This is a genomic window from Pontibacter sp. BAB1700, assembly GCF_000277005.1.
GTDB classification, from domain to species: Bacteria; Bacteroidota; Bacteroidia; order Cytophagales; family Hymenobacteraceae; genus Pontibacter; species Pontibacter lucknowensis.
Map to the genome: position 1 here is coordinate 21,206 of NZ_AKIS01000186.1, position 12,154 is coordinate 33,359.

The following is a 12,154-nucleotide window of genomic DNA, read 5'->3' on the forward strand; positions in this document are numbered from 1 at the left end:
TATTTCACAACACACCTTAACCAATGGAGGACACCGCACATGTCAACTAATGTAGCAACTGTCTTAGAGCCGAACCCGAAACGGGTAGGTCAGGATACAGGGGGGATCGAATCCTTTTTCTACGACAACAAGATCGTTCGCGACTTTGGTATCGCTACCGTATTCTGGGGCGTAGCCGGTATGATTATCGGTACGCTGATCGCGTTCCAGCTCGCCAACCCCGATGTGAACATGGGTAACCAGTACACAACATTCGGCCGTATCAGGCCACTGCACACCAATGCGGTGATCTTTGCCTTCGTGGGTAACGCCATCTTTATGGGTGTGTATTACTCACTCCAGCGCCTCTGCAAGTCGCGCATGTACAGCGACAAACTCAGCAAACTAAATTTCTGGGGCTGGCAGCTGATCATTGTGGCGGCGCTTATCACGCTTCCGCTGGGTATTACGACCTCGAAAGAGTATGCTGAGCTGGAGTGGCCAATCGACATCGCTATTACACTGGTATGGGTGGTATTTGGCTGGAACATGTTCGGTACTATTGCCAAGCGTCGTGAGAAGCACATGTATGTGGCTATCTGGTTCTATATTGCCACCTTCCTGACCGTAGCGGTGCTGCACATTGTAAACTCTTATGAGCTGCCTGTTACCTTCTGGAAAAGCTACTCGGGCTACGCCGGGGTGCAGGATGCGCTGGTGCAGTGGTGGTATGGCCACAATGCGGTTGCGTTCTTCCTGACAACGCCGTTCCTGGGCCTGATGTACTACTTCCTGCCAAAGGCTGCTAACCGTCCGGTATACTCATACAGACTTTCCATTATTCACTTCTGGTCGCTGATCTTCATCTACATCTGGGCTGGTCCGCACCACTTGCTGTATACCTCACTGCCTGACTGGGCACAATCACTGGGTGTTGTGTTCTCTGTCATGCTGATCGCTCCAAGCTGGGGTGGTATGATCAACGGTCTTCTGACGCTGCGTGGCGCCTGGGACAAGGTTCGTGAGGAGCCGGTGCTGAAATTCATGGTAGTGGCGATCACCGCTTATGGTATGGCTACTTTCGAAGGTCCGATGCTGTCGCTGAAGAACGTGAACGCCATCGCGCACTTCACCGACTGGATCGTTGCACACGTGCACGTGGGTGCCCTTGGCTGGAATGGCTTCCTGACATTTGCGATGCTGTACTGGTTGTTCCCACGCTTGTACAAGACACAACTACACTCTAAGAAACTAGCCAATGCGCACTTCTGGTTAGGTACACTGGGTATCCTATTCTACGCTATACCTATGTACTGGGCAGGTTTCACTCAAGGTTTGATGTGGAAACAGTTCACAGCAGAAGGTACACTACAGTACTCTAACTTCCTGGAAACGGTGCTGCAGATCGTGCCGATGTACTACCTGCGTGGTATTGGTGGCGTGCTATACCTGAGCGGTGTATTCCTGATGATCTACAACTTGTATAAGACAGCGAAGTCTGGTGCATTAGAAGCTAACGAAGCGGCTATCGCTCCTCCGGTTGTGAAAGAAGTAAGCCACAATGCCGGTCACTGGCACAGCTGGATCGAAAAGCGCCCGATGCAAATGGCAGTTTGGGCTACTGTAGCCATCCTGATTGGCGGTCTGGTAGAATTTATTCCTGCCTTCGTGATCAAATCAAACGTGCCAACTATCGCCAGCGTGAAGCCTTATACCTCGCTGGAGCTACAGGGACGTGACCTGTACATCAAAGAGGGCTGTGTGAACTGCCATACGCAAATGGTCCGTCCGTTCAGATCGGAGACAGAGCGTTACGGCGAGTACTCTAAAGCAGGTGAGTTCGTGTATGACCACAACTTCCTGTGGGGTTCTAAGCGTACCGGTCCGGATCTTCACAGAGTAGGCGGTAAGTACCCGCACAGCTGGCACTACCACCACATGCTCGACCCAACATCCATGTCACCGGGCTCTATCATGCCAGCTTACCCATGGTTGTTTGAGCAGGACGTTGACCTGACCACAACTGAGGCGAAACTGAAAGTGCTGAAACAGCTGGGTGTGCCTTACGAGGACGAATACATCGCCAATGCGAACCAGGAGCTGATGAAGCAGGCACGTGAAATCACCGCCGACCTGGCCAAAGAAGGCCTGGAAGTGCGCCCTGAAAGCGAGATCGTCGCCATGATCGCCTACCTGCAGCGTTTGGGTACCGACATCAAGGTGAAAGCTGAAGAAGTAGAAGAATAGTAAACCTGACAAAAGACTTAGTGACAAAGGACATCGGAGGCTACACTCTGGTCCAGCGTCACTAAGTCTCAAGTCAAAAACTCTAAGACAATGTACAAGAACGTGTTACAAGCCATAGATGGCATTGAAATATACCCGCTCATTTCATTTACTATTTTCTTCGTGTTCTTCCTGGGTCTGCTGGTGTATGTGGCCCTGATGGACAAGAAGTATGTGAGCAGCATGAGCAGCTTTGCCTGCGCAGATGAGGACCAAGACCAAACAATAGGAGGGAACAGACAATGAAATCTCCCATGAATAAACTGAAACAACTGGCCCTGGCGGCCGGCTTTGTTCTGATGACGGGTGCTGCGGCATTCGCACAGGATGCAGTGCAGGGCAAGAAAATATTTGAAGGCAACTGCGCCGCCTGCCACAGCATGGATGCCGACGTAGTAGGACCAGCCCTGAAAGACGTACACGAGCGCCGCGGGGATGAATGGCTGCACAAGTTCATCAGCAACTCGCAGGAGTTAATCCAGTCAGGTGATGCGGATGCGGTGGCCGTTTATGAGAAGTTCAAAAAAATGCCGATGCCGGCTTTCGAAGGTTCTCTCTCTGAAGATGACATCAACCACGTAATTGCCTACATAAAAGAGGCAAGCGCCGCTGCACCTGCCCAGGCTGAAGAAACGGCAGCTACAACAACAGTTAAAGCTGATACGCCGGCTGCACCACAGGACGTCGCCTTTATGGATTTGCCACCGATCGTGCACTTCATCTATGGCCTGGTTGGCCTGATCATCCTGCTGATCGTCGTGGTACTGGTAATGCTTTTCCGCGTAATCGTACCGATGATGGGCGACTCGCTGAAGGATGAAGAATTTCAGGCTACTTTCTCAGGACGTGTATATGCTCTGCTAAGCGGTGATGCCACCGTAATGACAGGAAAGGCAAAAGACGAGATTCACTCTAACCACGATTTCGATGGTATACAGGAGTACGACAACGACCTGCCACCATGGTGGAAGTATATGTTCTATGTGACCATCGTGTTTGCAGTGGGCTATATGCTGCACTACCATGTGTTCCGCACAGGTGCGCTGCAGGCAGAGGAGTATGAAATGGAGATGCAACAGGCAGCTCTGATTGCCGCTCAGAACGTGGAAGACCCGAATGCGGTAACCAACTACGAAGTGCTGACTGACGCGGCTGCCCTTGAGTCTGGTAAGTCACTCTACATCCAGAATTGCGCAGCGTGCCATGGCCAGGCCGGTGAAGGTACGGTAGGTCCTAACCTGACGGACGAGTATTGGCTTCACGGAGGCGATGTGAACGACATCTTTAAGACGGTTAAGTTCGGTGTACCAAGCAAGGGCATGGTTCCTTGGCAGGGTAAACTGACCAAAGACCAGATGCTGGAAGTAAGTAGCTACATCTTGTCACTGCAGGGCACCAACCCGCCTAACGCCAAAGAGGCCCAGGGCGAGAAAGAATAAATCAACAACCAACCTTCATGAAGGCAGGCATTCGAAAGAGTGTCTGCCTTTCGTGTTTTGGATATTACTGATGACAATCACCTGGAAGAATGACTTTGGTCATCTTTTACCAGGGCGCGAATTCTGAATTTTGTATCAGCAAAGAGCAGCACAAGGCCGCTACTGGCTACCATAATATTTAATAACAGGCAGGATTAATATCCGCACAAATTAAACTGCCATGGCAACTAAATTGCACACCGCACCGGAGGAATTCCGGGACCATATCTCGACAGTAGACGAGCATGGTAAAAGGGTATGGGTTTACCCTAAAAAACCCAAAGGCAAACTCTACGACTACAGAAAATGGGTAAGCTACGGCTTGCTGGCTTTTCTGTTTGCAGGGCCTTTCATTAAGATCAACGGGCTGCCGCTGCTGATGCTCAACATCGTAGAGCGCAAGTTTGTGATCTTCGGCATCCTCTTCTGGCCTCAGGATTTCTTTATCCTGGTATTGGCCTTCCTGGCACTAGTGGTCTTTATTATCCTCTTCACAGTAGTCTATGGCAGGCTGTTCTGTGGCTGGGTATGTCCGCAAACGATCTTCCTCGAAATGGTTTTCCGCCGTATCGAGTACCTGATAGAGGGGGACTACACCAAACAACGGGCACTGAATAAGATGCCCTGGAACACGGAGAAGATCCTGAAGAAAGGGGCTAAGACTGCTGTTTTCCTATTTATCTCCTTTATCATAGCCAATACCTTTCTGGCTTATATCATCGGGATAGATGCTCTTAAAGAGATCGTTACTGATAGTCCGGCTAATCACCTGGCGGGCTTCGGCTCCATGGTCGCCTTTACAGGTGTATTTTACTGGGTGTTTGCCTATTTCCGGGAGCAGGTATGTACGATCGTTTGTCCATACGGCCGCCTGCAAGGTGTGATGCTTGACAAGAAAAGCCTGACAGTAGCTTATGACTATGGCCGTGGAGAGCCTCGAGGCAAGCTGCGCAAAGGCCAGGAGCGTACCGAGGGCGACTGCATCGACTGTCACCAGTGCGTACAGGTATGCCCGACAGGTATAGACATCCGTAACGGAGCACAACAGCTGGAATGTATCAACTGTACTGCCTGCATCGACGCCTGCAACGACATCATGCGCATGATCGACAAGCCGGAAGGTCTGATCCGATACGATTCTGAAGAGGCTATTTCGGAAGGGCGTCAGTGGAAACTTTTCACACCGAGGGTGATGGGCTACAGCGCTGTGCTGCTGCTCCTGCTGGTTGCGCTTACATCACTTCTGCTCACCCGCGACGCCGCTGAGGCCACTATCCTCCGCACGCCAGGTCAGCTTTACCAGAAAACAGAGCAGGGCACGGTGAAGAACCTGTACAATATTTCGGTAATCAATAAAACGAATACCGATATGCCGCTTACCCTGAAACTGCTAAACAAGGATGGTTCTATTCAGATGGTGGGCAGTGAACTGGTGCTGCCAGCACAGGGCAAAGCCGATGGGGTGTTCTTCGCTGAGATCCCGCAGAACCAACTGACCGGCATGAATGCCAAAATTGAGATCGGGGTATACCATGAAGGTGAGCTGATCACCACGCAGGATACTAAGTTCCTGGCACCTGCCAAATAATTATCGCTTCATTACAAAGCAACTATTCAAGCGCAATCATCATGACTAAAGATAAAAAATTCACTTTCTGGCCTTATGCCATCGTTATCGGCCTGGTATCCTTCATGGGTTACATTGTCTACTTTGTGATACAGGCCATGAACCAGGATGTGGACCTGGTGAGTAAGGACTACTACGCACAGGAGATCGCATACCAGGATCAGATCGACCGTGTGCGCCGCACACAGGCGCTCGGCGATGTAATGCTTACTTACAAGGAGGAGGGCCAAACTATTCTGTTGCAGGTACCCGCCACTTACAGCGACAAAAAGTTAACCGGTATGGTGACACTTTTCCGCCCGTCAGACGATAAGCTGGACCAGCAAATGCCACTGCAGTTGGGTCGCGACTTGAGCCAACTCATAGAAGTAGGAGAACTTGAAAAAGGTCTCTGGAAAGTTCGCGTGAACTTCAGCGACGGAGAAGAAGCATACTATTCAGAAAAAACCATCCAAATAAAGTAAGGCCATGATTTGGGCAGGATTTCTATTTGGTTTATTAGGCAGTTTCCATTGTGTCGGGATGTGCGGCCCTATAGCAATGGCGCTACCATTTGTCGGGAGTTCCGGCTGGCGTTACTACGCCGGTCGGCTCCTGTACAATGGTGGTCGCATCGTCACATACGCATCGTTGGGCGCAATCGCAGGCGCCTTTGGTCAGTCACTTGAGATGGCGGGCCTGCAACAAACAGTTTCGATTGTATCGGGTGTTTTGATCCTGTTGCTGCTGGTGCTGCCGGCAGCTCTTAAAGGTAAGGCATCCAGTGTGCTGGGCACAGACAAAGTGATGGGTTGGGTTCGCAAGAAACTTGGCTATTATTTCCAGAAAAACTCACTGGGCTCCCTTTTTATAGTGGGCATGCTCAACGGTCTGCTGCCTTGCGGATTCGTTTACATTGCCCTGGCAGGTGCCATCAGCGCCCGGGTATAGGCGGTGCCATGCTCTATATGGCGCTTTTCGGACTGGGCACTTTTCCTCTTATGTATATTGTCTCACTTTCCGGCAAACTGATCAGCCTGAAAGTGCGAGGCATGTTTAACAGGGCCGTCCCTTACGTGGGCATGGCACTGGCTGTGCTATTCATTGTACGTGGACTAGGCCTCGGTATACCTTACCTCAGCCCTAAAGTGGTGCAGACAGAACAGCATACCACCGAAATGAGCTGCTGTTCCAAGCCCAAATAGCTGTAAAGCCAATACTGTTAAAAGTCACTTTTTCAGGTGATGCAGCTCACTGCATCCTAAGCGATCCACCTATACCTTTACTATACTAAACATGACCACTATGACAACGCTATCGCAGACAAAACGCATCCTGGTACCGCTGGAACTGAACGAGACAGGGGAGGACCTGCTCTACTACGCCGGACAGCTGGCCCATGCACTGGGAGCGGAGCTATACTTGTTCCATGCCTGTAAAACGGCCGACCTGACTTATACGCAGCAAAGCAGCTGCATCCAAAAGCTTCGATCTTTTGCCGAGCGTGTGTTTAGCCGTGAATTCAAATACTCTAAAGTCGCAGCACCTTTTGATTGTGTGGTACGGCCAGGGCAGGTACGTGATAGCATCCAATCCGTTGTTCAGGAATACCAGATCGACCTGGTGCTGATGGATGCCGGAACACGGGCAAATAATGGTCTTAACAGGGAAGCAACTGAGCTGGCTGCTGTCGTGATGGACCTTGTTTCATGTCCGGTTATGGTGCTTCCAGCCTCCATACACTATCGAAAATTGAAAAACCTGGTGTTTGCAACGGACTTTACAGACCAGGACCAAAAGGTGCTCTTCCGTATAGCTGACCTGGCGCAGCAGCTAAATGCCAAACTGACGCTTGTGCAGGTATATGGTGAAGAAGAACGCTCCCAACTATGCTACTACAAGGCGGCTATGCTGGAAATTGAAAAGCAGCTGAAAGGACGAAAAGTAGCCGTCAGATTGTTGGAAGAAGAAGACGTGCTGGAGGGCATCAGCGAGTTTTCAGAAGAGACCTCAGCTGATTTGCTGATACTGGCCACACAGGATAATTATCTCATGGAACGCCTCTTTAGCACAAATTACACGAAGACCATGGCCTTTCATACACGCATCCCGCTGCTGACCTACCGTCAGCATAAAATGAAACCTTGTTCGGGTTGCTGTGTCAATTGTACAAGCAAGCAAAAGCAGGAGCAACTGCAGTCTGTACATCAGTAAAAATTAAACCAGCATGGCAGTAAGGGATTTCATCAGCAGGGGAATGATTGAAGGCGAGCCGGAGCTCCTGGAGCGTGGGCGCTGTATTTTCAGGCAAGGGGAGGAGGTTTCCACTTTCTACCTGGTCACCCAGGGGAGTGTGGCACTTGCTGACCAGGCGGCAGGTATAGATGAGCAGGTGATTGCCCCTCCGGATTTTCTGCTTGGCATCACCGACTTACTGAATGACACTTACAGCTTTACGGCCTACACACTTGAACATACCGAACTGATCAGGATAGATAAGGAAGCCGTGCAAAGAGCACTGCACGAGAATCCGATGATTCGACTGTACCTGCTCAAAATGATGAGCTGGGAAGCCAGCCTGACAAAGACAGCATTCGAATAAACTAACCCGCTTATGATCCGGAGCCGGTAGCGTCAAGCTGTCGGCTCTTTTGTTTTTATAACTTATACCCAAAGCATACAGTAATATATAGCAATGTAACCCCGCCTCCGCACTATGAAGAGAATCATAAGCCGGCTGAAGCTTGTCATTCAGTTCATCTTTACCAGTATAGGATTTTACCCGACTATCATCTCGTTGCTCTTTTTCGGGATTGCAGTGCTGATGATCTATTTTGAAACCAGGGGAATTAGCAACTCCCTGAAAGATGAGTTGCCTTTTTTCATCATTACGCACGGCGAAACAGCCACCATGATCCTGAGTTCGATCGCCACCGGGATCTTTTCCCTGATCGTTTTCAGTTTTACCATGGTGATGCTTGTCCTGAATCAGGCCAGCGCCAACTTTTCACCCCGTGTCATACCAGGGCTGATTTCTTCCAAGTCAAACCAAAAAGTGCTGGGATTATACCTGGGAACGCTGATTTATACCTTGGTTGTCATGGTAAATATCCGCTCTGAAAGTTATGATGCTGACCTGCCCGGGCTGGCAGTATTCATGGCCATGTGCTTTACAATCCTTTGTCTGGCCTTCTTTGTCTACTTCATCCATTCCATTTCAGCTGCCATTCAGATCGGCAATATCCTGGAGAGCATCTACAAACTGACCCTGGATAAATTGCGCGAAGAAATCTCAAAAGATGAAGGAAAGGCACTTCCGGCAATATTTGAAACGGGAGACTGGCGGGAACTCAACAGCGATTTCAGCGGATATCTGCAAAAAGTGGATAAGAAAGCGATTATCGAGCTTTGCAGAAAGCATGATGTGGTGCTGGAATTCATGCAGCCCCTTGGCCATTTTGTGATCAAAGGATTGCCATTTGCAAAAGTGGCCGGTGCTCTGAAAGATAAAGATTCTTTTTGTGAAGATCTTTATAGTAATATCAGTTATTACCAGGAGGAGCTTGCCGATATGAACTATCTCTATGGTTTCAAACAGATTACCGAAAGTGCTGTCAAGGCTTTAAGCCCCAGCGTGAACGACCCAGGCACCGCTATAAAAGCGATTGACTACCTGACTGACCTCTTTATAATCCGGATGCAACTCACTGACGAGAAAATCTTTCATGACAAAGATAATGTACTTCGACTGCGTTTGGACGAAGTAAATTACAGGGACTTATTGAGTCATTGTCTGGGGCCAATCCGGGTATATGGCAGAGAAGACCCCGTCATTGTGCTACGACTGTTGAACCTACTCAAAAACTTAAGTTACGCAGCAAAAAGTTACCCTAAACGACTGGCACCAATCACAACAGAAGCGAAGCAGCTCTTGTCGGATGCAGAAGAAACGACCAAGAACCCAGGTGATCGAACAAAAATAAATCAGCTGGTAAAAGCCCTCAATGACACCTCAGTACTTCCTCAAACGCTCCCGATGCTAAGTGTTAAATTGGGGACTTAAGCGAAAAAAAGCTATTTTTACAGGAATTGCTAATTCCTGTTTATGATTTTCGATTCGATTAAGAGAGCCTGGACAGTGTGCTTAACATCATCCACGAGACCGACGAGCCAGGCACTATTCGCGAAATTTACGATAAGATTCCTGTTCGCGGCAACAATACCTGGATGCTGATCTGCTCCGCCATGCTGGCTTCTATTGGCCTCGACACTGGCTCCGGCGCCGTTATTATCGGGGCCATGCTTATTTCCCCTCTCATGTCTCCGATTCTGGGAGTGGGGCTATCAGTAGGCATCAATGACCGCGAAATGTTGTGGGCCTCTGTGAAGAACCTTTCACTTGCAGCAGCAGCCGGCCTGATTGTGAGTACGTTCTACTTCATGATCACGCCACTCGGAGAGCCTACCAACGAACTGCTTGCACGTACCAAACCCACCTTACTTGATGTGATGGTCGCCTTTTTTGGCGGTGTGGCAGGTATTGTCTCTATCTCCAGATCTGATAAATCAAACGCTATACCTGGCGTGGCCATTGCAACTGCCCTCATGCCGCCGCTGTGTACGGCTGGCTATGGTCTTGCGCTCGGTCGCTTCGATTTCTTTTTCGGCGGCTTCTACCTGTTTTTCATCAACGCCGTCTTTATCAGCCTAGCGACTTTCCTGATCGTAAAATACCTGAAGTTTGATATCAAACACTACGTAGACAAAGCCACAGAGCGTCGTGTAGCCCGCATCATGGCCTTGATGCTGTTCATTGTAGTATCACCAAGCGCCTATTTCCTCTACAACATCTACCAAAGCGTTCAGACCAAGAAGAAGATCGAGAACCTGATCGTGCGCGACTTTGCAAACCGAAATAATGAAATCATTAAGTGGGAAGTAACGGATACCGACACGCTGAGCACAATTAAGATCTATAGTGTTGGTAACCCTGTGCCTGATTCACTGCTCCAGCATTATGATCAGGTGCTGGCCCAGAATTCGCTTTCAAAACACCGTGTAAAGCTGGTGCAGTTGGATGTATCAGCTGAGGATGTACGCCGTATGGCATCTGACATCACCAACAACCTCACCAAGGACTTCCTGAAGACCATCGAGATTCAGAAGATGCAGAGTCAGCGGGCAGACAGCCTCATGCGCCTGGCCAACTCTTATACACCAGTAAGCGCCAGCAGAGAGCTTAAACTGATTTTCCCGGAAATTGACAAGGTGGAGGTAGGAGAGATCGTGTCTGTGGCAGAAAACAAAGCAAAGCTCGATACAGTTATGTTGGTCATGATCGGCTGGAAGAAACCGCAGCCTGCCAACCAGACTAAAAATACACGTGCTGTATTTGTAGATCCTGCCAAGATTACTGAGTATGAGCAGCGTATACAGCAATATATGGCTAGTCGGTTCCGGAAGGACTCCGTACGCGTTTCTTCCACTTTGTAAAACAGGTCCATGGCAACATACAACAGTGACACGCTAAAGCATAAACTGTACAGCATCATTTTCGAAGCTGAAACGCCAGCCGGCAAAGCTTTCGATATCATGCTGCTCCTGCTGATTATAGCAAGTGTTGTGGTGGTGTCGCTGGAAAGTGTGGTGTCCCTGAGACGAGATTACCTGCCTCTTTTTCAGATGCTTGAGTGGATCTTTACCATTCTGTTTACGATTGAGTACATACTCCGCATCTATAGCTCAGAGCGCCCTTTAAGGTATGTATTCTCTTTTTTCGGGATTATTGATTTCCTGGCTATTATCCCTACATATCTCAGCCTCTTTGTACTTGGTTCCCAATACCTGCTGGTCATTCGCGTGTTCCGATTGCTCCGGATCGCGAGGGTATTCCGCCTGACCAGCTTTGTCAACGAAGGTCAGGTCCTGTCTAAAGCCTTGCGGGCCAGTATGACTAAAATCACCGTATTTTTGGGTGTTGTACTCATGATGGTCATAGTCGTTGGTGCGCTGATGTATGTGATAGAAGGGAGAGAGAGCGGGTACACCAGCATTCCGAAAAGCATCTATTGGGCCATCGTGACCCTCACTACCGTGGGCTTTGGAGATATTACCCCGGTGACACCGCTTGGTCAACTCCTGGCCAGCTGCCTGATGATTATGGGCTATGGCATTATTGCTGTCCCCACAGGGATCGTATCGGTAGAGCTCGCCAATGCAGAACGTCTGAACACGACTACGCGTGTTTGCCCGAACTGCTACAAAGAAGGACATTCCCTGACAGCTAATTTTTGTGATAACTGCGGCTACGAACTCCACCGCGAAGAGGCGGTTGGGAGTAACATCTAATCGATGATGATCCGGGGTATGTTCAGCGGGAGCCGGGTCAACAATTCATAGTTGAGCTGGGTGCTCAATTCAGCAAAAGAAGCCACCGTAATGTGCTCACTACCCTGCTTGCCAAGCAGCACCACCTCGTCTTTAAGAGACACGTCCGGTATACCGGTCACATCCACCATCAGTACGTTCATGTTCACAATGCCTACTACTGGTGCTCTGTGCGACCTGATCAGCACCTGTCCCTGGTTGCTGAGACTACGGCTAAAGCCCCAGGCATACCCAACAGGTATAGCGGCAATCAGCATTTCAGTACTTGCCTGAAAGCTCTTACCATACCCAATAAACTCACCAGATGGAACAACTTTCAGGCTCATGACCTGGCTCTTCCAATTAATCAGCCGCCTCAACGGGTCGCTGCGGTCCGTGCTGATACCCATGTAACGCTGGTAGATCTCCGGGCTGGGCC

General features: G+C 49.6%; 13 protein-coding genes. 12 read left to right on the forward strand and 1 reads right to left on the reverse strand.

Annotated features, from left to right (window positions below; genetic code table 11):
- The first annotated feature begins 39 nt into the window (after positions 1 to 39).
- The 12 genes from ccoN to O71_RS18790 all read left to right on the forward strand — a co-directional run bounded on the left by ccoN (position 40) and on the right by O71_RS18790 (position 11,697).
- Complete coding sequence (ccoN, locus tag O71_RS18740; RefSeq protein ID WP_007660122.1) at positions 40 to 2,226, forward strand: cytochrome-c oxidase, cbb3-type subunit I; 2,187 nt, start codon at positions 40 to 42, stop codon at positions 2,224 to 2,226.
- 90 nt (positions 2,227 to 2,316) lie between these two features.
- Positions 2,317 to 2,511 (forward strand): hypothetical protein, encoded by a 195-nt coding sequence (locus tag O71_RS18745; protein WP_007660124.1) that lies wholly within the window; start codon positions 2,317 to 2,319, stop codon positions 2,509 to 2,511.
- A gap of 8 nt (positions 2,512 to 2,519) precedes the next feature.
- The gene (locus tag O71_RS18750; RefSeq protein WP_234986332.1) at positions 2,520 to 3,704 is read left to right on the forward strand and encodes a c-type cytochrome; all 1,185 of its coding nucleotides are present in this window, start codon (positions 2,520 to 2,522) and stop codon (positions 3,702 to 3,704) included.
- Between the two features lie 220 nt (positions 3,705 to 3,924).
- Positions 3,925 to 5,331: a cytochrome c oxidase accessory protein CcoG gene (gene ccoG / locus O71_RS18755; protein ID WP_007660126.1), complete on the forward strand. Its 1,407-nt coding sequence runs from the start codon at positions 3,925 to 3,927 to the stop codon at positions 5,329 to 5,331.
- Between the two features lie 41 nt (positions 5,332 to 5,372).
- Entirely contained in the window at positions 5,373 to 5,834 is a 462-nt protein-coding gene (locus tag O71_RS18760) for a FixH family protein (protein ID WP_007660136.1), read from the forward strand.
- 76 nt (positions 5,835 to 5,910) lie between these two features.
- On the forward strand, positions 5,911 to 6,300 hold the full coding sequence (locus O71_RS26030) for a sulfite exporter TauE/SafE family protein (protein WP_051017815.1): 390 nt from the start codon (positions 5,911 to 5,913) through the stop codon (positions 6,298 to 6,300).
- Between the two features lie 8 nt (positions 6,301 to 6,308).
- On the forward strand, positions 6,309 to 6,554 hold the full coding sequence (locus O71_RS26035) for a sulfite exporter TauE/SafE family protein (RefSeq protein WP_051017816.1): 246 nt from the start codon (positions 6,309 to 6,311) through the stop codon (positions 6,552 to 6,554).
- A 100-nt stretch (positions 6,555 to 6,654) separates the two neighbouring features.
- Entirely contained in the window at positions 6,655 to 7,563 is a 909-nt protein-coding gene (locus O71_RS18770; protein ID WP_155801011.1) for a universal stress protein, read from the forward strand.
- A 13-nt stretch (positions 7,564 to 7,576) separates the two neighbouring features.
- Positions 7,577 to 7,951: a Crp/Fnr family transcriptional regulator gene (locus O71_RS18775; protein ID WP_007660138.1), complete on the forward strand. Its 375-nt coding sequence runs from the start codon at positions 7,577 to 7,579 to the stop codon at positions 7,949 to 7,951.
- 114 nt (positions 7,952 to 8,065) lie between these two features.
- Entirely contained in the window at positions 8,066 to 9,412 is a 1,347-nt protein-coding gene (locus tag O71_RS18780; RefSeq protein WP_007660139.1) for a DUF2254 domain-containing protein, read from the forward strand.
- Between the two features lie 77 nt (positions 9,413 to 9,489).
- Positions 9,490 to 10,842, forward strand: coding sequence for a TIGR00341 family protein (locus O71_RS18785; protein WP_007660140.1), 1,353 nt, complete (start codon positions 9,490 to 9,492; stop codon positions 10,840 to 10,842).
- A 9-nt stretch (positions 10,843 to 10,851) separates the two neighbouring features.
- The gene (locus tag O71_RS18790; protein WP_007660143.1) at positions 10,852 to 11,697 is read left to right on the forward strand and encodes an ion transporter; all 846 of its coding nucleotides are present in this window, start codon (positions 10,852 to 10,854) and stop codon (positions 11,695 to 11,697) included.
- Here O71_RS18790 and O71_RS18795 read toward each other — a convergent pair.
- On the reverse strand, positions 11,694 to 12,154 hold a 461-nt coding region (locus O71_RS18795), incomplete at its 5' end, for an alanine racemase C-terminal domain-containing protein (protein ID WP_007660144.1). The two genes, O71_RS18790 and O71_RS18795, sit on opposite strands and share 4 nt — an antisense overlap.